General features: G+C 69.7%; 17 protein-coding genes and 1 tRNA gene. 7 read left to right on the top strand and 11 right to left on the bottom strand.

The features are described 5' to 3' along the window. The first annotated feature begins 17 nt into the window (after positions 1 to 17). The gene (locus tag ABIB37_RS08485) at positions 18 to 1,418 is read left to right on the top strand and encodes a cation:dicarboxylate symporter family transporter (protein ID WP_354259176.1); all 1,401 of its coding nucleotides are present in this window, start codon (positions 18 to 20) and stop codon (positions 1,416 to 1,418) included. A 49-nt stretch (positions 1,419 to 1,467) separates the two neighbouring features. Here ABIB37_RS08485 and ABIB37_RS08480 read toward each other — a convergent pair whose 3' ends face one another. From ABIB37_RS08480 to glmU, 5 genes are all read right to left on the bottom strand, one after another. Beyond that, positions 1,468 to 2,742, bottom strand: coding sequence for an APC family permease (locus ABIB37_RS08480; RefSeq protein ID WP_354259173.1), 1,275 nt, complete (start codon positions 2,740 to 2,742; stop codon positions 1,468 to 1,470). Positions 2,743 to 2,811: 69 nt separating this feature from the next. Next, positions 2,812 to 3,933, bottom strand: coding sequence for a methyltransferase domain-containing protein (locus tag ABIB37_RS08475; RefSeq protein ID WP_354259170.1), 1,122 nt, complete (start codon positions 3,931 to 3,933; stop codon positions 2,812 to 2,814). Positions 3,934 to 3,937: 4 nt separating this feature from the next. Then, positions 3,938 to 4,378, bottom strand: a complete 441-nt coding sequence (locus tag ABIB37_RS08470) for a hypothetical protein (protein WP_354259167.1) — start codon at positions 4,376 to 4,378, stop codon at positions 3,938 to 3,940. Positions 4,379 to 4,400: 22 nt separating this feature from the next. Next, positions 4,401 to 5,378 (bottom strand): ribose-phosphate diphosphokinase, encoded by a 978-nt coding sequence (locus ABIB37_RS08465; protein WP_354259165.1) that lies wholly within the window; start codon positions 5,376 to 5,378, stop codon positions 4,401 to 4,403. A gap of 11 nt (positions 5,379 to 5,389) precedes the next feature. Continuing rightward, complete coding sequence (glmU, locus tag ABIB37_RS08460; RefSeq protein ID WP_354259162.1) at positions 5,390 to 6,832, bottom strand: bifunctional UDP-N-acetylglucosamine diphosphorylase/glucosamine-1-phosphate N-acetyltransferase GlmU; 1,443 nt, start codon at positions 6,830 to 6,832, stop codon at positions 5,390 to 5,392. Positions 6,833 to 6,920: 88 nt separating this feature from the next. Between glmU and ABIB37_RS08455 the strand changes: the two genes are divergently transcribed. Further along, positions 6,921 to 6,991, top strand: a tRNA-Gln gene (locus ABIB37_RS08455). Between the two features lie 298 nt (positions 6,992 to 7,289). On the opposite strand, the gene ABIB37_RS08450 is transcribed toward ABIB37_RS08455, so the two are convergent. Further along, on the bottom strand, positions 7,290 to 7,808 hold the full coding sequence (locus tag ABIB37_RS08450) for a hypothetical protein (protein WP_354259159.1): 519 nt from the start codon (positions 7,806 to 7,808) through the stop codon (positions 7,290 to 7,292). 152 nt (positions 7,809 to 7,960) lie between these two features. Here ABIB37_RS08450 and ABIB37_RS08445 point away from each other — a divergent pair, with 152 nt between their 5' ends. The 4 genes from ABIB37_RS08445 to ABIB37_RS08430 all read left to right on the top strand — a co-directional run bounded on the left by ABIB37_RS08445 (position 7,961) and on the right by ABIB37_RS08430 (position 13,559). Next, positions 7,961 to 8,560: a hypothetical protein gene (locus ABIB37_RS08445; RefSeq protein ID WP_354259156.1), complete on the top strand. Its 600-nt coding sequence runs from the start codon at positions 7,961 to 7,963 to the stop codon at positions 8,558 to 8,560. A gap of 24 nt (positions 8,561 to 8,584) precedes the next feature. Further along, positions 8,585 to 9,064 (top strand): MarR family winged helix-turn-helix transcriptional regulator, encoded by a 480-nt coding sequence (locus ABIB37_RS08440; RefSeq protein ID WP_123696036.1) that lies wholly within the window; start codon positions 8,585 to 8,587, stop codon positions 9,062 to 9,064. 274 nt (positions 9,065 to 9,338) lie between these two features. Beyond that, positions 9,339 to 11,417 carry a KAP family P-loop NTPase fold protein gene (locus tag ABIB37_RS08435; protein ID WP_354259153.1) on the top strand — a complete coding sequence of 693 codons (2,079 nt, stop codon included), beginning with the start codon at positions 9,339 to 9,341 and terminating at the stop codon, positions 11,415 to 11,417. Between the two features lie 372 nt (positions 11,418 to 11,789). Continuing rightward, on the top strand, positions 11,790 to 13,559 hold the full coding sequence (locus ABIB37_RS08430; protein WP_354259151.1) for a glycosyltransferase family 4 protein: 1,770 nt from the start codon (positions 11,790 to 11,792) through the stop codon (positions 13,557 to 13,559). 174 nt (positions 13,560 to 13,733) lie between these two features. Here ABIB37_RS08430 and ahcY read toward each other — a convergent pair whose 3' ends face one another. Genes ahcY through ABIB37_RS08405 form a run of 5 tightly spaced genes read right to left on the bottom strand, consistent with a single transcriptional unit; the run spans position 13,734 to position 19,325 of the window. Continuing rightward, positions 13,734 to 15,173 carry an adenosylhomocysteinase gene (gene ahcY / locus ABIB37_RS08425; RefSeq protein WP_354259148.1) on the bottom strand — a complete coding sequence of 480 codons (1,440 nt, stop codon included), beginning with the start codon at positions 15,171 to 15,173 and terminating at the stop codon, positions 13,734 to 13,736. A gap of 19 nt (positions 15,174 to 15,192) precedes the next feature. Further along, positions 15,193 to 16,611, bottom strand: a complete 1,419-nt coding sequence (locus tag ABIB37_RS08420; RefSeq protein WP_354261577.1) for a sugar nucleotide-binding protein — start codon at positions 16,609 to 16,611, stop codon at positions 15,193 to 15,195. 25 nt (positions 16,612 to 16,636) lie between these two features. Then, positions 16,637 to 17,635, bottom strand: coding sequence for a dTDP-glucose 4,6-dehydratase (rfbB, locus tag ABIB37_RS08415; RefSeq protein WP_354259145.1), 999 nt, complete (start codon positions 17,633 to 17,635; stop codon positions 16,637 to 16,639). 41 nt (positions 17,636 to 17,676) lie between these two features. Beyond that, a complete protein-coding gene (locus tag ABIB37_RS08410; protein WP_354259143.1) occupies positions 17,677 to 19,065 on the bottom strand; it encodes a phosphomannomutase/phosphoglucomutase in 1,389 nt (462 codons plus the stop codon). Between the two features lie 35 nt (positions 19,066 to 19,100). Next, the gene (locus ABIB37_RS08405) at positions 19,101 to 19,325 is read right to left on the bottom strand and encodes a DUF3499 family protein (RefSeq protein WP_354259140.1); all 225 of its coding nucleotides are present in this window, start codon (positions 19,323 to 19,325) and stop codon (positions 19,101 to 19,103) included. A gap of 56 nt (positions 19,326 to 19,381) precedes the next feature. Here ABIB37_RS08405 and ABIB37_RS08400 point away from each other — a divergent pair, with 56 nt between their 5' ends. Further along, on the top strand, positions 19,382 to 19,804 hold the full coding sequence (locus ABIB37_RS08400) for a hypothetical protein (protein ID WP_354259137.1): 423 nt from the start codon (positions 19,382 to 19,384) through the stop codon (positions 19,802 to 19,804). Positions 19,805 to 19,808: the final 4 nt, after the last annotated feature.

Below are 19,808 nucleotides of genomic sequence, written 5' to 3'. Positions count from 1 at the left end.
GATGCGAGGAGCACAGCATGGCAACGACGCCCAGCACCGCGGACGACCGCACGTTCGGAGCACGGCTCCGCAGGCTCGACAAGACCCACTGGCTCTACATCTCGGTGATCGTCGCCGTGGTCCTCGGCGTCATCGTCGGCCTCGCCTCGCCCGAGACCGGCGAGGCGCTCGCGCCGATCGGCAAGGGCTTCGTGGCCCTCATCAAGATGATGATCGCGCCGGTCATCTTCTGCACGATCGTGGTCGGGATCGGCTCGATCGCGAAGGCCGCCACCGTCGGCAAGGTCGGCGGGCTCGCGCTCGTCTACTTCCTCATCATGTCGACGTTCGCGCTCGCCATCGGCCTCGTCGTCGGCAACTTCGTGCACCCGGGCGAGGGCCTCAACATCGCGGGCGCGACGTACGAGACCGAGGGCGAGGCGGAGACCACGACCGACTTCCTGCTCGGCATCATCCCGACGACGCTGCTGTCGCCCCTCACGGGCGAGTCGGTGCTGCAGACGCTGTTCGTGGCGCTGCTCGTCGGCTTCGCCGTGCAGGCGATGGGCGAGCGCGGCAAGCCGATCCTCTCGGTCGTGAAGCACTTCCAGGCGCTCGTCTTCCGCGTGCTGACGATGATCCTGTGGGTCGCGCCGATCGGTGCCTTCGGCGCCATCGCCGGCGTCGTGGGCTCGACCGGCTGGGGCGCCGTCGTGGCGCTCGCGACGCTCATGCTCGGCTTCTATGCCACCTGCATCCTGTTCATCGTGATCGTGCTCGGCACACTGCTGCGAGTGGTCACCGGCGTGAACATCTTCCGGCTCATGCAGTACCTGGGCCGCGAGTACCTGCTCATCGTCGGCACCTCGTCGTCGGAGTCGGCGCTGCCGCGCCTCATCGCCAAGATGGAGCACGCCGGGGTCTCGAAGCCCGTCGTCGGCATCACGGTGCCCACGGGCTACTCCTTCAACCTCGACGGCACCGCGATCTACCTGACGATGGCGTCGCTCTTCATCTCCACCGCGATGGGCATGCCGATGTCGATCCCGGAGCAGATCGGCCTGCTCGTCTTCATGATCATCGCCTCGAAGGGCGCGGCCGGCGTCACCGGTGCGGGGCTCGCGACCCTCGCGGGCGGCCTGCAGACCTACCGCCCCGACCTCGTCGACGGCGTCGGCGTGATCGTCGGCATCGACCGGTTCATGTCGGAGGCCCGCGCGCTGACGAACTTCACCGGCAACGCGGTCGCGACGCTGCTCATCGGCACCTGGACGAAGCAGATCGACATGGAGCAGGTGCGCGCCGTGCTGGCGGGCCAGCGGCCGTTCGACGAGCGCACGATGCTCGCCGACGAGCACGGCGCCAACGAGCCCGGCGCGAATGAGCCCGGTGCACCCGACGAGGACCCGCGCGAGCTCGAGCCGGTCGAGCGCCGCTGACCTGCCCGAGACCGACCGACGGCCCGCGCCCAGGCGCGGGCCGTCGGCGTCAGCGCCGCAGGAGCGCTCGGGCGCCGAGCCCGACGGCGAGCCAGGCGGCAGCGGCGACGACGCCCGGCCACGGCAGCGTGACGACGACGAGCCCGCACGCCGCGACGCCGGCCCACGGCAGCGCGGCCGGCAGCCACTGGCGCGCCCCGCGCCGCCGCATCCGGATCGCGGCGACGTGCGCGATCGCGTAGTACGTCAGCACGCACGTCGACGAGACGGCGACGAGGCTGCCCGCCGGCAGCAGCAGCGCACCGGCGATCGCCGCCGCGGCGACGGATGCCTCGGCGACGACCGGCGTGCGGGTGCGCGGCGCGATCCACGAGAGCCCGCCCGGCAGGTCGCCCTCCCGCGCCATCGCGAGCCCCGTGCGGCTCAGCCCGGCGAGGATGCCCATGAGCGAGCCGAGGCACGCGAGCGCGCCGGCGCCGAGCACCGCCGCGTGCAGCGCGGGCTGCGCCACCAGGTCGGCGACCGGCGTCACCGACACCGGCAGCAGCGCGCCGAGCCTCGCGGTGGTCGCCCACGCGACGAGCGCGTAGAGCACGAGCACGACGCCGAGCCCGACGACGATCGCGATCGGCAGCGTGCGGCGCGGGTCGCGCGCCTCCTCCCCCAGCGTCGCCATCCGGGCGTAGCCGGCGAAGGCGAAGAACAGCAGCCCCGCGGCCTGCAGCACCGCGAGCGGGCCGGCGGGTGCCGAGATCCCGAACGGCACCCCGGCGTCACTGCCGACGAAGCCGACGTCCCCGGTCCGGCCGCTCGGCGTCGTGAGCGTCGTCGCACCGCCTGCGGCCGCCCAGCCGAGCGCAGCGAGCACGACCACCAGCACGATCGCGACGATCGCGGCCGACGTCCATGCGGTCACGCGCACGCCGAGCATGTTGAGCGCCGCGAGCGCCGCGACCGCGACGGCCGCGACGACGGCGGCGTGCTCGGGCCACAGGTGCTGCCCGGCGATCACCGCGATCGCCGCGGCCGACGCCGTCTTGCCGGTGAGGAACATCCAGCCCGCGGCGAAGCCGACCCGCTCGCCCACCTCGGCGCGACCGTAGGCATAGGCGCCGCCCGAGACCGGATGCTCCATCGCGAGCTGCGCGGTCGAGAGCGCGTTCAGCACCGCGATCGCGCCCGCGAGCCCGAGCGCCGCAGGCAGCAGGGGCCCCGCGAGCGCCGCGGCGGGCGCCCACACCGAGAAGAGCCCGGCGCCGATCATCGCGCCGAGGCCGATGGCGATCGCGCCCGGCACGCCGAGGCGCCTCGCGAGCTGGGTCATGCCGCCGACGCTACCGGCGCCCGGTGAACGGCCGGAGCGGAGCCGGCCGGTGCGATGCCGGCCGCGCGGTCAGGCGCGCTCGAGCTCGACGAGCACCTCGGCGTGCGCGGTGTGCGGGAACATGTCGAAGACACGGCCGCGGACGGCCCGGAGGCTCGGCATCGCCGCGAGGTCGCGCGCGAGGCTCGCCGGGTTGCAGCTCGAGTAGAGCACCCGCCGCACCGCGCTCCGCTCGAGCCGGTCGGCGAGATCACCGATGCCGCGCCGCGGCGGGTTCACCACCACGAGCTCGGGCGCATCGGCGCCCTCGAGGTCGACGCCGGTCGCGTCGCCCACCGCGAAGACCGCGTCGGCGCCGAGCTCGGCCGCGGTCTCGCGCGCGGCGTCGATCGCCTCCGCCGTCACCTCGACGCCCGCGACGCGGCGGCCGGGCCGCGCGGCGTGCAGTGCGAAGCCGCCGACGCCGCAGTAGAGGTCGAGCACGCTCACGGGATCCGCGTCGTCGATCCAGGCGGTCGCCTGCCGGTAGAGCGCCGCGGCGACCGACGTGTTCGTCTGGAAGAAGCTGCGGGGCCGCAGCCGCAGGCCGATGCCGTTCACGCGCATCCGCAGCACGCCGGAGCCCGCGAGCAGCACCTCCTCGGCGCCCTCGAGCACGGCCTTGTGCTCGGGCTGGAGGTTGGCCGAGACGCTCGTCAGCGGCAGCCCGTCGAGCACGGCCAGGTGCTTGCGGATGCGCGGCAGCGACTCGCTCGAGCGCAGCACGAGGCGCAGCGCGAGCTCGCCGTCGGGCGACGAGGTGAGGATGAGGTGCTTGAGCTCACCGCGCCGGCCCGGCACGTCGTAGGGCGTGAGCCGCGCCGCCCGCACGAGCGCCTCGAGCGCCGGCATCGCGTCGACGATCGGCTGCTCGTGCAGCGGGCACGCCCGCAGGTCGATGCCGGAGCCGTCCGCGGCGAGGATGCCGAGCGTCGGCGCGTCGACCGAGCCCGCGACGGCCATCTTGGCCTTGTTCCGGAAGCCGCCAACGGGGCTCGCGTGCGGCGCATCCCACGCCATCGGCGGCAGCGCCGCCTCGACGCCCGCCTGCTGGTCGGCGAGCTGCAGGTCGTACGCGACGTCGAGCAGCGAGCACGAGCGGCAGCGCCACGCGTCGAAGTACGCGCACGCGAGCGCGACGCTCGTCGTCACGGGCCTACGGCTCGACGGAGGCGGATCCCGGGGTCGGGCCGCCGGCGTCCTCGATCTGCTCGGTGAGGAAGGCGTCGAGGATCTCGGCGCGCAGCGCGTCGACGCGCGTGCGCAGCCGCTTCCGGTCGGCCTTCGCGCTGCCCGCGCCGAGCAGCGCGACCGCGTGCTCGAGCTTCGTGAGCGAGAGCGCCCACGCCCGGGCGCGCAGCCGCTCCGGCTCGTCGTCGGCGCTGTCGCGCAGGTACTCGACCTGCTCGCGCATCGCCCGGAGCGTCGCGCGCATCGCGGCCGGGTCCTCGCCCGACGCGCCGCGCAGGCGCTGCACCTCGCGCTGCAGCCGCTCGGCGATGTCGGGGTTCGTGCTCAGCCACGCGAGCACGACGGGGCCGTAGCGCAGGCCGTTCTGGCCGAGGAACTTCAGCACGGGGATGATGGGGAACGCCATGTCGGCCTCCGGTCGATCCGGCTCAGGCAGCGCCGTCGAAGAGGCTCGTGACGGAGCCGTCCTCGAAGACCTCGGTGATCGCGCGCGCGAGCAGCGGGGCGATCGAGAGCACCTGCAGCTTCTCGAAGCGCTGGTCGTCGCGGAGCGGCAGGGTGTCGGTGACGACCACCGTGTCGATGAAGTCGGAGTTCAGGAGCTCCGGTGCGGGGCCGGAGAAGATCGCGTGGGTGGCGGCGACGACGACGCTCGTCGCGCCGTTCTTCTTGAGCGCCTCCGCGGCCTTCACGATCGTGCGGCCGGTGTCGATCATGTCGTCGACGAGCAGGCAGACGCGGCCGTCGACCTGGCCGACGATCTCGTGCACCGACACCTGGTTCGGCACCAGCGGGTCGCGGCGCTTGTGGATGATCGCGAGCGGAGCGCCGAGCTTGTCGCTCCACACGTCGGCGACGCGCACGCGGCCCATGTCGGGCGAGACGACCGTGACGGTGTCGGGGTCGAGCGTCGCGCGGAAGTGCTCGAGCAGCACCGGCATCGCGAACAGGTGGTCGAAGGGACCGTCGAAGAAGCCCTGGATCTGCGAGGCGTGGATGTCGATCGACATGATGCGGTCGGCGCCGGCGGTCTTGAACAGGTCGGCGATGAGGCGGGCCGAGATCGGCTCGCGGCCGCGGCCCTTCTTGTCCTGCCGCGAGTACGGGTAGTACGGCATCACGACGGTGATGCGCTTCGCGGACGCGCGCTTCAGCGCATCCACCATGATGAGCTGCTCCATGAGCCACTCGTTCACGGGGGCGCCGTAGGACTGCATGATGAACGCGTCGGAGCCGCGCACGGAGCCCTCGTAGCGGGCGTAGATCTCGCCGTTCGAGAACGTGCGGCTGTCGACATCCATCAGGTCGGCACCCATCTCGGCCGCCACCGACCTCGCGAGCTCCGGGTGCGACCTACCGGTGGCGAGCACCAGGTGCTTGCGGTTCTTCGCGACGATCGATCCCACTCGGGTGCCTCCTAGGCCTCAGGTGCCTGCGTGTCCGCCGCCGCTGCCGCGTCGGCTGCCTTCGTCCCGGGGCGATTCGTCGCGACCCAGCCCGCCATGCTGCGCTGCGGTGCGACCGAGATCGCCAGCGCGCCCGGCTCGACGTCCTTGCGGACGACCGTGCCTGCTCCAGTGTAGGCGCCGTCGCCGATGGTCACGGGGGCGACGAAGACGTTGTGGCTGCCGGTGCGCACGTGCGAGCCGACCGTGGTGCGGTGCTTCGCCTGGCCGTCGTAGTTCGCCGTGATGGTGCCGGCACCGATGTTCGAGCCCTCGCCGACCACCGTGTCGCCGATGTACGACAGGTGCGGCACCTTGCTGCCCGCGCCGATCTGGGTGTTCTTCGTCTCGACGAACGTGCCGACCTTGCCGTCGTCGCCGACGACGGAGTTGGGCCGCAGGTAGGCGAACGGGCCCACGGACGCGCGGGCGCCGATCACCGAGAGGGTCGCGTCGGTGCGCTTGACGACCGCGTCCTCGCCGACCTCGGTGTCGACGAGCGTGCTGTCGGGGCCGACCGTCGCGCCCGCGGCGATCGCGGTGGCCCCGTGGAGCTGCGTGCCCGGCAGGATCGTGACGTCCTCGCCGAGCGTGACGTCGATGTCGATCCAGGTCGACGCGGGGTCGGTGATCGTGACGCCGGCCATCTGCCAGCGGCGGATGATGCGGTCGTTGAGCTCGTGGGCAGCGGCGGCGAGCTGGACCCGGTCGTTGATGCCCCAGATCGCCCAGCTGTCGCTCGCCGGGACGGCCTGGATGCGGCCGCCGGTGGACTGCATCGCGAGCGCGGCGTCGGTGAGGTACATCTCGCCCTGGGCGTTGTCGCGGCCGATCGTGCGGAGCGCTGCACGGAGCGCTGCCGCGTCGAAGACGTAGATGCCGCCGTTGACCTCGTCGATGGCCCGCTCGGCGTCGCTCGCGTCCTTCTGCTCGACGATGCGCACGAAGCTGCCGGCCTCGTCGCGCACGATGCGGCCCAGGCCGGTCGGGTCGCCGAGGTGCGCAGACAGCAGCGTCATCTGGTTGCCCTCGCGCTCATGGCGGTCGACGAGCGCGCGGAGGGTGTCGGCGTCGATGAGCGGCACGTCGCCGGAGAGCACGACGACGTGGCCCTCGAAGTCGGCGATCGCGTCGAGCCCCTGCTCGACGGCGCGACCGGTGCCGGGCACGTCGTCCTGGTCGGCGATCCGCACGTGCGGGGCGAACTCGAGCACGGCCTCGGCCATCCGGTCGCGCTCGTGCCGCACGACGGCGACGATCGCCTCGGGGTGCAGCTCGCCGGCCGTGTGCAGCACGTGCGCGATGAGCGGCTTGCCCGCGAGCGGGTGGAGCGGCTTGGGCGTGCGGCTCTTCATGCGCGTCCCCGCGCCTGCGGCGAGGACGATGACGGCGACCTGGGGCACGAGCTCTCCCATCGGGGGTGCGGTGGACTGCACTCAGGCTATCCGGGCAGCGCACCGCGACGCGGACGCCCCGGCGGCACGACTACCCTGGATCGCGCCCTCCGCCATGGTGTAACGGCAGCACAGCGGCCTTTGGAGCCGTTTGTCCAGGTTCGAATCCTGGTGGCGGAGCAGGAGACCCGGTGGGCCTCGACTCGCAACCGAGTTCGACGCCGGACTGACATTGCATCACGTACTGAGCGGCGATTGGGATGCGCTCCATGCGCTCTATGCGTCGCGCCAAGCAGCGACGATCTCAACGCCCACCGCGCTCGCCGGTCGCTGGCATCGCGCTGTGCCGACTGAGAACACCCAGCCGAAGCGCAAGGTCTTCACTGGCGCTTCCCGGCCCTCTGCCTGCGCGTTCGAGCTCAGCCGTTAGTCCGGGCATCACTAGACGCGATCGAGGTTCGGCCGTTCCGGCACACGATCACACCGGCGCGTAGCGTCCGGTCGCTCGAAGCCAATCGTCGAAGTCGCGCAACTTGAAGTTTCTGGAGCGCCGTCCGCTGGTGCTCCTCCACTGAGCGATCGCATCCATCACGCCGTCAATGTAGGCGACGGCGTGCCCGTTCCACAGCGGATCGTACGGAGCGAGCGGCTCGGTCCACATTTCGCGGTCAGTCCTGGCCATGGCAGGAGCACCGATGGCTTCACCGACCGCGTGGCAAACACTGCGGCCGAGGTGCTGCATGCCTCGCGGCAATTGAGGGCAAACCCGGTCGAGCTCGCCGATCACCTCGTACATGGTCTGCATCCAGAGGAGCGGCTCTCGCTGCCACCGCGCATGGAAGAGCATGGTTCGCACGCGCTCAAGCTGTTCAAGCAGCCGGGCAGACGCGTCTTGTCGCACGTCGCGATCGGCGAGCGCTCCAGCATCCCGTGACTGCATCGAACTGGAGACGGCGGAGCCGAGAAGCGTCGTCGCAATGGTGCTCGGATCAATCACGACGACATCCTTCCAGGAACCGCCGACATGCGGTTGGGAGGCCATCGACCCGGCTAGGTGAAGTCGGGGCGAAGCGACTGCAGATGGGCGGGGCCAGAGCGGACGGTTCGGCGGGGACCGACCCTACGCGCGCATGACACCCTGATCTCACGATGACCCTCCCGATGCTTACCGCCCAGGGCGACCCGCGCCACCGCTGGGTCTCGCGTTTCGCCGTCTTCCTGAGCACCGTCGGCCTCCTCATCCTCGCCGCCTTCGCGCTGCTCAGCGCCGGCTGGACGGCGCTATTCCTCGTGACAGTGGTGCTCAGCATCGCCGTGCACGTGCGCACGCGGCTGCGGCGCTGGGAGCTCGACCAGCCGGGCGCCGACGCCTGCTTCCGGTTCGGCCCGCGCGCGTCGCGCAGCGTCCGGCTCGCCGACGTCGCGGGCATCGTGATCGTCGACGCGCCGGGCAGCTCCTCGCGCGGCATCCCGGTGACGCGCGATCACGAGCGGTGGTGGCTCGTCGACGACGCCGGGCGGGCGCTCGGGCAGGCGAACACCGAGGGCCTGGACCCGGCCGACGTGGCGCGGTTCCGGAGCGCCCTCGGCGTGCCCTTCGTGCCGCTCGCGCTCGCCCGGCGGGCCGGCGCGGTGCCGCACGGCATGCCCTGGTACCAGGCGCATCCGGCGGGCGCGATCGCCGTCGCGATCCCCGCGACCGCCGCCGTCATGCTCCTCGTCGTCCTCGTGCCGCCCTACTGGGCGTGAGCCGACCGATGCGAGGATGAGGGCATGACCGACGACGTCGACCGCATCATGGCCCAGTGGATGCGCGTGCGGCCCGACGCCGACGTCTCACCGCTCGCGGTGCTGAGCCGCATGACGCGCATCTCCCGCCAGCTCGGCCGCGTGCGCGCGGAGGCCTTCCAGCTCGCGGGGCTCGAGCCGTGGCAGTGGGACGTGCTCGCCGCGCTCCGCCGCGAGAACGGTCCGCTCAGCCCGAAGGACCTCATCGCACAGACGATGGTGACGAGCGGCACGATGACGAACCGCATCGACAACCTCGTCGCATCCGGGCTCGTCGAGCGCGTCGACGGCTCCGCCGACCGCCGCGTGCGGCTCGTCGGCCTCACCGACGAGGGCATCGACCGCGTCGACGTGGCCCTCGACGCGCTGCTCGAGGCCGAGCGCCGGCTGCTGCGCTCGATCCCCGCCGACGACCAGGCGCGCCTCGCGGAGCTGCTGCGGGTGCTCGCCGACGCGATGCTCTGATCTAGCGCTTAAGCCGAAGCGGCCGCTGTTCGACTCATAACACACGGCGATCTCTCATTACGGCAGGCCGAACGACCAGACCTGCAGGCCGCTGAGAAGCAGTATGCGGAACTCGAGTGGCGACGGTCTGCAATACTGCGAGTGTCGGTAACGTCCACAAGAAGACCGCGAGAGACGAGCGATTCAGCGCATGCCGAACTCAATAGCCGATGATCCTATCGACGGATCGGATGCATCACCGGACGCCCTTGACCGGCGTGCGTTCGCGCAGTCCATGGCAAGGGCCTTCGGTGCGCTGCGGACGCAGTCCGGCTCTTCCGTGACCGCACTAGTTGGACCCTGGGGCTCTGGAAAGACAAGCCTCATTCAGCTTGCAATCCGCGAGTGCGACGCGGAGCACGTCGAGCCGAGCTGGACGTTCGTACACTTCAACCCATGGCTGTATCAAGACCTGACCTCTCTCCAGATCGCCTTCTTGGGTGCGCTTCAAGGCGCGGTTGGAAGGGGCCGTAGGGGCCGTAAGATTCGAACAGCGGTCGGAGAGTTGGGCAAACGAATGGCTCCGCTCGGATCTGTCGGTTCGCTGTTTGGATATGACTTCGCAAAACCCTTGGCAGCGATCTCAGACCTAATCGCCGGGCAGGAGAACCCAAGCCGAGATCAGCGAGAGCTCGAGCGCTTGTTGCGAGAAGCGAAGAAGCCGGTGATGATGGTGCTGGACGACTTGGATCGCCTGGCGCCAGACGAATTACTGTTGGTGTTTAAACTTGTCCGGCTGGTCGGACGACTGCCACACGTTCACTATCTGCTCGCGTACGATGAGAAGTCCCTTCTCGACGCTTTATCGCGCACTGGCCTCATTGGAACGGACGATCCCCGGCGCGCAACCGATTACCTCGAGAAGATGATTCAGTTACGACTGGACGTACCGCCGCTTCGATCGCAACAGGTCTCTTCGCTACTGAATGCGGAGCTCGACTCAATGTCCCGCTCCCTCGCACTCGAGATGGACGCACTCGGCCGAGCTCGCTTTGCAGAAGCCTTCGGGGACCACCTGCTGCGGAGACTCGACACACCCCGAGCGATCTACCGATACATTCGTCAGGTCGAAGCGATGTATTGGGGCCTCCATGGTGAGGTCGATGTAGCGGACTTCCTCGTTCTATCTTGGCTGCGGACAGCCGAGCCCTTACTGTATTCCCGGATCGCGTCCGAAAAGGTCGACTTGACGGGTGCAGCAGACCTGATGTCCGCGCTTCGCGACGGAAGTCAGGCACCCGCTGCTCGAACCGCAGCCTGGAAGGAAATCTTCACGGCTTCGCAGGTCGCCCCGCAACACCGGGAGGGCGTTGCGCGCGTTGTCGGCTCGCTCTTCCCGAGATTCAAGAGCATCTGGAATGCGGCAGACAAATACGACGGCGGCGAGGAAAGTCGAGGCAGAGTCGCACACCGTCACTACTTTGACCGGTTCTTCGCATTCGATGTTCCACGAGACGACTTCTCCGACAGAACAATCGCAGAAGCAGTAGAGAGCGTCGCGGTGGGCCGCGAGAACAAGAGCGTGGAAGCGCTGATCGCTCTCTTCCGGACCCAGCCAGAGCTAGCGATCACCAAGGTGGCTTCGTTTGCAAGAGATCGTCGGGATACTCAGGGCTTACACCTACTCATACTGTGGCTCGCGAGGCAGTACGGACGCGTTCCAGACGATCACTCCCTCTTCTCAACGCGCGACCAAGTCGAGGATCTGTGCGTTTGGCTACTCCTGAGGCTCAGCCCATCCGTGACTGAGCTCGAACCTCTGTTCTCCGAGATCTCTGAACTGCCGTCCGGTCTGCCCCTCTTAACTAGACTTGTCGGGGGCACGAAGAACCCGCCCCCCGACCTGAGAATTGAGGAACCGACGCTTTCAGATCTTGCAAGGGACGCGCGGTCGCTATACCTGCGAATCGTAGCGGGCGCGTTCGAACAAGCGCGGCAGGCCTCCGTATTCGACACTCCGCCCGATGTCTGGTCATTACTCCGCCCCTGGCTTGCACTCAGCGCGGACGATGCGCGCAACTGGGTTGCGTCTCAGGTCGCTCGCGAGCGGTGGTCGCGCTGGGATGTCGCGGCACGACTGGCGACCTCGCAAGCGTCTGTCGGCGTCGATAGTCCCGTATGGCGACTTTCCGGCTTGGACCTTAAGACGGTGGACAGGTTAGTTGGCCTCGATCAATTGGTTGAGGAAATCGGACGAGAGCGCATTATGTCCACTGTTCCCACCAGCGTGAAGGGGGCAACACCGACGGCAGCGACGCGTCGCGAACTAGTGGTGCAAACGTTGCGAAGTCACCTCAATACAGGCTCATTGTAGAGCCGCTGACAGGGCACGAACACTCTAGCGATTCGAAGGCGTTCCCCCGTTCAGCGACAGTTCCCTATCGCAGCGTGGTGATGCCAGCAAAATCGGCAGTTCAATGAGAACAGCCCCGTGGCGATGCTGAGGGCGACGAGCGGCACGTCACTGTAGTCACAAAGGTGCACCCTCACGGCTCGTCAAGCAGCATAGATAGCCCGACGGACTGCATGAGGATCGTCGGTCTCGAAACGAAGGCGGCACGGAGCGGCGCCCTTTGCCCGGCGTTGCCGCCCTCGACCATGTGCGGCTTGCACAGCTCTGCCGGCTGGCATTGCTGTCCTGTCCTTCGGACGAGCGTCGAGGCACTGGCGACACTACACTTTCGGGATGGACGACCCTCTCGCAGGTTTGTGGCTCGATTTTGAGCGCTTCGCCCTCAGTCCTTCCGACGACCCGGGCTTCGGCGCGCGTCTCAGCAGCCGGCACCTCGGGCACTTGACGAGATCCCTAATTCAAGCGTCCTTAGCCGAGCGAGCCGATCTGAGTAGACGGGCCGGGGCACCCGACCTCTTGGCGCGAGTCGGTGAGAACGGGCGCCCGGTAGGCGTAGAGATGAAGCGCTGGTCGAGAAGCCGTAAGAGTCTCGCGAACCACGTCTCGGCAGCGCTATCCGACGCGGTCAGGGCACGGCGCGCCGTGCCGACGGAGATCGTACTGGTGCTGTTTGCAGTGGTCCTGCCGAGTACCGCCGAAGACAGCCTGCCGACGGCTGATCTTTTCCGCACGGCGGCACAGCTCCAGCGACACGCTGACGGGGCCGGTTTCGACGCCATCTACGTCGGGCTCGTTGAACCGGAGCCCCGATGGTTCAGAGTCGCGGATCGGCCGGTCCAGCTCTCGTACGACGAAGTGCTCGCGGAGTATGCAATCGAACTGCACTCCCAAGTCGAAGCGCCTCAACTCGAGGAGGGACCGGTCGTTGCCTTACTCGTCGCAGATGAATGGGGCTCCGCCCTTGGCGGCGTCTCGACCTTCAATCGGGAGTTGGCGTCTGGGCTCCAGGCCAACGGCTTTGCGGTTCACATGCTGCTTCCGGAGGCCAGCCCTGAAGACGTTGCTGAGGCCTCAAGATCAGGCGTAGTAGTCCACAGCCCTAGTCGCGTACCTGGTGTGACCGGTGCCAGCGCGCTGCTTTCGCCAGCAGTTTATCCCGCGAGTTTTGCCCCGGACGTGATTGTGGGTCACGGGCGCGTTCTGGGGCCGTACGCTTTCGCTGTTCAGAAGGGTCAGTTCCCCAACGCGCGACGTTGGCATATTGTACACACGGACTCAGAGTCTATTGAGGCAGTACGCTCCTGGGCCGACGACGCTGCGCACATGCATAAGGCGGATCAACGACGGCTGCTAGAGAACGAGTTGGCGAGTTCGGCTGAATTAGTATCCGGTGTGGGCCCGGTGCTCACGGCGTCGATCCAACGCAATCTGCGCGGGTACATACCGGCGCCGACCACGTTCGAGGTGGTTCCTCCTCCGCGCGATTGGGGCGCGGTTGCAACGGCGACAGCGGTAGACAGCGACTTCGAGGTGCTGATTCTCGCTAGAGCGGAGGACTTCGAACTCAAAGGGATTGACATTGCGGCGCGCGCAATGGAGCTCGTTGCGCACGCCCTGGCGAAGCAAACGCCCAGGCGCCGCGCGCTGCTCGCAGTGCGAGGTGTTAGCGGACGAGATGAAAGCGATGTTCGACGACGACTTCAGGAGTTGGCCCCAACTCCATCGCTGTTCGTACGGCCTTATTCCATAGTCCCCGGTGAGTTGCGCACCGATATTTTCGCTGCGACCGTCGCCCTGCTGCCGTCCAGGCACGAGGGTTTCGGACTCTCGGCATTGGAAGCGATCGGAGCAGGTGTCCCCGTCCTGGTCAGTGCTGAGAGCGGAGTCGGCAGGCTAATCTTGCGGCAGGACCCGAGCGCACCTGAGGTGCTTGAAGTCTCTCCACAGCCCGGGCGAGACATCGACTCGTGGGCCGAAGCGATCCTTCAGGTCGCGAATGACCCCGAAGCGGCGTTCCGAAGGGCCGCTCAACTTCGCGACATCCTTAACGCTGAGTACTCGTGGGCTCAGATTGCAACAGATCTTTGCAACCGTCTCCGCTGAGGTTTCGTGGGCAGCTCAACGCAACGCATCGGCGACGCCTGGCGGGCTGATCGCAGCGGAACCGGAAGCACGTGGACCGTGAACTCTGCGTCTGAGTGCTCTTCCACCCGCCCCCAGGTTTGGTAGTAGCCCGATCATTCGTGGGCAGCGCGGCTTGGCGCAGAGCCCGGGGCGTCAGTAGCGGTAGTGCTCGGGCTTGAAGGGGCCCTCCACCGGCACGCCGATGTAGGCGGCCTGCTCGGGGCGCAGCGTCGTGAGGCGGGCGCCGAGCGCTGCGAGGTGGAGGCGCGCGACCTCCTCGTCGAGCACCTTCGGCAGCCGGAAGACGCCCAGCTCGTAGTCCTTCGTCGCGAGCTCGATCTGCGCGAGCACCTGGTTCGAGAACGAGTTCGACATCACGAACGACGGGTGGCCGGTCGCGTTGCCGAGGTTCATGAGACGGCCCTCGGAGAGCACGAGGATCGAGCGGCCCGACGGCATCCGCCACTCGTGCACCTGCGGCTTGATCTCGATGCGCTCCGCGCCGGAGCGCTCGAGCGCCGCGATGTCGATCTCGTTGTCGAAGTGGCCGACGTTCGCCACGATCGCGAGGTGCTTCATGCCCTGCAGGTGCTCGAGCGTGATGACGTGCTCGTTGCCGGTCGTCGTGACCCAGATGTCGGCCTTGTCGAGCGCATCCTCGACGCGCGCGACGCGGAAGCCATCCATCGCCGCCTGCAGCGCGCAGATCGGGTCGACCTCGCTCACGATGACGCGGGCGCCCTGGCCCTTGAGCGCCTCCGCCGCGCCCTTGCCGACGTCGCCGTAGCCGACGACGAACGCCGTCTTGCCGCCGATGAGCACGTCGGTCGCGCGGTTGAGGCCGTCGGGCAGCGAGTGCCGGATGCCGTAGCGGTTGTCGAACTTCGACTTCGTCACCGAGTCGTTCACGTTGATCGCCGGGAAGAGCAGGCGGCCGTCGGCGAAGAGCTGCTCGAGGCGGTGCACGCCGGTGGTGGTCTCCTCGGTCACGCCGCGCAGCTGCTCGGCGATGCGCGTCCACCGCTGCGGGTCGTCCGCGAGCGTCGTCGCGATGAGCGCGTCGATGACGCGCAGCTCGTCGGGGGCGCCGTCGGGCGTCACCGGCGCGCTGCCGGCGAGCTCGGCGTCGCGGCCGCGGTGCACGAGCATCGTCGCGTCGCCGCCGTCGTCGAGGATGAGCGTCGGGCCCTCGGGGAAGTCGAAGATGCGCGTGGTGCACGCCCAGTACTCCTCGAGCGTCTCGCCCTTCCAGGCGAAGACGGGCACGCCCGCGGGCGCCTCCGGGGTGCCGGTGCCGACGACGATCGCCGCGGCGGCCTCGTCCTGCGTGGAGAAGATGTTGCAGCTCGCCCAGCGCACGTCGGCGCCGAGGGCGACGAGCGTCTCGATGAGCACGGCGGTCTGCACCGTCATGTGCAGGCTGCCGGCGATGCGCTGGCCCGCGAGGGGCTGCTCTTCGGCGTAGCGCCGGCGCAGCTCCATGAGCCCGGGCATCTCGTGCTCGGCGAGCCGGATCTGGTGGCGGCCGGCCTCGGCGAGGCCCAGGTCGCGGACGCGGTGCTCGAAGGTCGTGGGCGCAGCGGTGTCGGTCATGCCGACCATCCTCCCACCGTCAGCCGGTCGGCAGCGCTCGCACGTACTCCTCGAGCATCGCGAACTGGTCGCGCGGCTCGAAGCCGGTCGACTCGAGCTTCGCGAGTCGCATCGCGCTGTGCCGGGGCCGCGGCGCGATGCCGGTCTTCGAGGCGAAGTACGCCTCGGTCGACACCGGCGACACGCTCGCGCCGTCGTTCCCGGTGAGCTCGAACACGCGGCGGGCGATCTCGGCCCAGCTCACCGGCTCGCCGCCGTTGCTCACGTTGTAGAGGCCGTGCGGCGCCGCCACCCGCAGGAGGTGGTCGATCGCGCGGGCGAGCTCGCTCGCGAACGTGAGCCTGCCGACCTGGTCGTCGACGACCTGCGGCGCGACGCCGCGGCGCGCGAGCGACGCCATGGTGGAGACGAAGTTCGTGCCCTCGCCGACGACCCAGGAGGTGCGGACGATGTAGTGCCGGGGCGCTGCGGCGACCGCGAGGTCGCCCGCCGCCTTCGTCTGCGCGTAGACGCCGAGCGGGCCGAGCGCATCCTGCTCGTCGCGCTCCCCCTCCCGGTCGTCGAAGACGTAGTCGCTCGAGACGTGCACGAGCGTGAGCCCGTGCTCGGCTGCGATCGACGCGAGCCTGGCCGGGCCGGAGGCGTTGACGGCCCAGGCGTCGCGCCGGCCGTCCTCGGTCTCGGCGGCGTCGACGGCGGTGTAGCCGGCGGCGTTCACGATCGTGTCGTAGGCCGACCAGCGGATGCCGTCGAGCGACTCCGGGCGCGCCAGGTCGATGCGGTCGCGGCCGGCGTAGTCGACGTCGTGCCGGTCGGCCCAGTGCGCGCGGAGCGCCACGCCGAGCTGGCCGTTCGCGCCGAGCACGAGCGTGCGCCGGGGCGGCATCGGCGTGACGTCGGCGAGCATCGGGTGCGCGCGGTCCTTGTCGCTCAGCTCCGCCTCGTCGAGCGGGATCGGCCAGGCGATCGCGGCGGTCGGGTCGGCGAGGTTGAGGAACGTGTACTCGCCCTGCGCCTCGGCCGACCAGTGGTCGTTGACGAGGTAGGAGTACGCGGTGTCGACCTCGAGCGCCTGGAAGGCGTTGCCGACGCCGCGCGGCACGAAGACCGCGATCGACGGATCGATCTCGATGCTGAAGGTCGCGCCGAACGACGGCCCCTCGCGCAGGTCGACCCACGCCCCGAAGACGCGCCCGGAGGCGACCGAGATGTACTTGTCCCACGGCTCGGCGTGGATGCCGCGGGTGACGCCGGGCGCGGCGTTGAAGGAGATGTTGTTCTGCACCGGGCCGAAGTCGGGCAGGCCGAGCGCGAGCTGCTTCTCGCGCTGCCAGTTCTCCTTGAACCAGCCGCGGTTGTCGCCGTGCACCGGCAGGTCGAAGACCAGGAATCCCGGGATCGGGGTCTCGCGGACCGCGAGCTGCTTGCCCGTCTGCATGGGCTCCGTCGTCACGTGCGCGGCCTCAGTGCCCGGCCTGGGCGTACTTCGCCTCGGCCTCGGCCTTCTGCTTGCGCCACCAGGGCTCGTTCGCGCGGTACCAGTCGATCGTGTCGGCGAGGCCCGACTCGAAGTCGGTGAAGGCGGGCTCCCACTCGAGCTCGTCGCGCAGCTTGCTCGCGTCGATCGCGTAGCGCAGGTCGTGGCCGGCGCGGTCCTTCACGTGGTCGAACGCGTCCGGCTCCTGGCCCATGAGGCGCAGGATCGCCTGCACGACCTCGAGGTTGTTCTTCTCGCCGTCGGCGCCGATGAGGTACGTCTCGCCCGTGCGGCCGCGCTCGAGGATGCGCAGCACCGCGCTCGAGTGGTCGTCGGCGTGGATCCAGTCGCGCACGTTCTCGCCCGCGCCATAGAGGCGGGGCCGCACGCCGTCGATCACGTTCGTGATCTGGCGCGGGATGAACTTCTCGACGTGCTGGCGCGGGCCGTAGTTGTTCGAGCAGTTGGAGATCGTCGCCTCGAGGCCGAACGAGCGCACCCAGGCGCGCACGAGCAGGTCGGAGCCCGCCTTCGTCGACGAGTAGGGGCTCGAGGGGTTGTAGGGCGTCTCTGGCGTGAACTTCGCCGGGTCGTCGAGCTCGAGGTCGCCGTAGACCTCGTCGGTCGAGATGTGGTGGAAGCGGGTGCCGCTGCGGCGCGCGGCCTCGAGGAGCGTGAACGTGCCGATGAGGTTCGTGTGCACGAACGGCGCCGGGTCGTGGAGCGAGTTGTCGTTGTGCGACTCGGCCGCGTAGTGCACGACCGCGTCGGCGTCGGCGACGAGCGCGTCGACCACCTCCGGGTCGGCGATGTCGCCGACGACGAGCTGCACGCGGTCCTCCGGCAGGCCCGCGAGCGTCTCGCGGTCGCCCGCGTAGGTGAGCTTGTCGAGCACCACCACGTCGTGGTCGGTGTTGGCGACGACGTAGTGGACGAAGTTCGAGCCGATGAAGCCGGCGCCGCCGGTGACGAGGAGCTTGCTCATGTGCTCCAGCGTACTGGGCGGCGCGCGGCGGCCCGGCCCGCTCAGGCGCGGATGAGCGCCAGCACCTCGTCGCGGATCGCGACCATCGTCGGCTCCTGCTCGGCCTCGACGTTGAGCCGCAGCAGCGGCTCGGTGTTCGACGGGCGCACCGAGAACCACCAGGCGCCGTCGGGCGCCGTGACGGTGAGGCCGTCCATCTCGTCGAACTCGCCGCGGCCGGCGAACGCCTCGACCACGCGCGTGTAGGCGGCCGGCACGTCGGCGACGGTCGAGTTGATCTCGCCGGACGCGACGTAGGGCGTGTAGCGCGCCGCGAGCTGCGACAGCGGCTCCTCGTCGACGCCGAGCGTCGCGAGCACGTGCATCGCCGCGAGCATGCCGTTGTCGGCGCCCCAGAAGTCGCGGAAGTAGTAGTGCGCCGAGTGCTCGCCGCCGAAGACGGCGCCGGTCTCGGCCATCCGGTCCTTGATGAGCGAGTGGCCGACGCGCGTGCGCACGGCGGTCGCGCCGGCGGCCACGATGGCCTCGGGCACCGACCGGCTGGTGATGAGGTTGTGGATGACGACGACGTCCTGCTCGCCCTCGGCCTGCACGCGGCGGATCTCGCGCTCGGCGACGATCGCGGCGACCGCCGACGGCGAGACGGCCCCGCCGCGCTCGTCGATGACGAAGCAGCGGTCGGCGTCGCCGTCGAACGCGAGCCCGAGGTCGGCGCCGTGCTCGACGACCGCGGCCTGCAGGTCGACGAGGTTCTTGGGGTCGAGCGGGTTGGCCTCGTGGTTGGGGAAGGTGCCGTCGAGCTCGAAGTACATCGGCACGATCTCGAGCGGGAGCGCACCGAGGCCCGCGGCATCGCCGAGCACGGCGGGCACGGTCATGCCGCCCATGCCGTTGGCCGCATCCACCACGACCTTGAGCGGCCGGATCGACGAGAGGTCGACGAGCGAGCGCAGGTGCTTCGCGTAGTCGGCGAGCACGTCGAGCTCGCGCAGCGAGCCGGGCTCGGCCGCCTCGGGCAGCCCGTCGTCGAGGTAGCGCTGCGCGCGATCGCGGATGGCGGCGAGGCCGGTGTCGAGGCTGACGCCGCGGGCGCCGGCGCGCGAGAACTTGATGCCGTTCCAGGCCGCCGGGTTGTGGGATGCGGTGAACATCATGGCCGGCGCGTCGAGCGAGCCGGAGGCGAAGTAGGTGCCGTCGGTCGAGCACAGGCCGATCGCGATCACGTCGGCGCCGCGCGCCCGCGCCCCCTCGGCCGCGGCGGCGGCGAGCGCCGGCGACGACGGGCGCATGTCGTGGCCGATCACGATCGGCGCGGCCGTGCCCACCTCGTCGGCGAACGCGGCACCGAGCGCGCGCACGACCTCCTCGGTGAGCTGCCCGTCGACGAGGCCTCGCACGTCGTACGCCTTCACGATGTCCGTCAGCGCCATGGTTCCTCTTCGTGTCTGGGTGGGTGGGCCGTCGCCTAGCGCGACGCCCGGTCGGGCTCGTGGCGCACGACCTGCCAGCCGGTGGGCCCGCTCGCGCGGTCGGCGTGCGGGTCGCACAGGTCGTAGCTGCCCTCGATCGCGCCCTGCCTGCTGGCCGCCTGCAGCGGGCCGACGACGAGCAGCTGCGCCGCGTAGTCGACGGTGACGGTCCGGTCGGCGTACCGGCGGCACCCGGGCCGAGAGCACATCGCGACATCCATCCCGCCAAGGGTAGCGGCGCCGGGCCCGTCCGCCGGGCGACACGTAGGATGTGGCCATGCACGCGCGCCAGCACTCCCGCGGCTCGCGCCACGGGCGTGAGATGCGATCGTCGGTCGCCGGCCCGGTGCTGCCGTTCCTCTCGTCGCGCGAGACGCGCTTCGAGGACATCGCGGCGGATGCGGCCGACTACGTCATGGGGCTGTGGCCCGCGGAGCTCGGCGACGTGCTCTTCCAGTGGGCCGACATGCCGCCGCGGGCGATCGCCGACCGCATCGACGAGGTGCCGGAGTGGGCGGTGGACGCCGCGCAGCGCACGATCACCATCTACCGGCTGCCGCTGCAGCGCCTGCCTCGCGTGCACATCGACGACCCCTGGCACCGTCAGGTCGCGATCGAGGGCGCGGTCTTCCGCGCGGCGGCCGAGCTCATCGGGCGCGACCCGTGGGAGGTCGCGCCGGACCGCTGGCGGCACCACTAGTCGA

It is taken from the genome of Agrococcus sp. UYP10 (assembly GCF_040547205.1).
GTDB lineage: Bacteria > Actinomycetota > Actinomycetes > Actinomycetales > Microbacteriaceae > Agrococcus > Agrococcus jenensis.
Note: the sequence above shows the minus strand (reverse complement) of the source record. Positions and strands in the feature narration are given on the sequence as shown.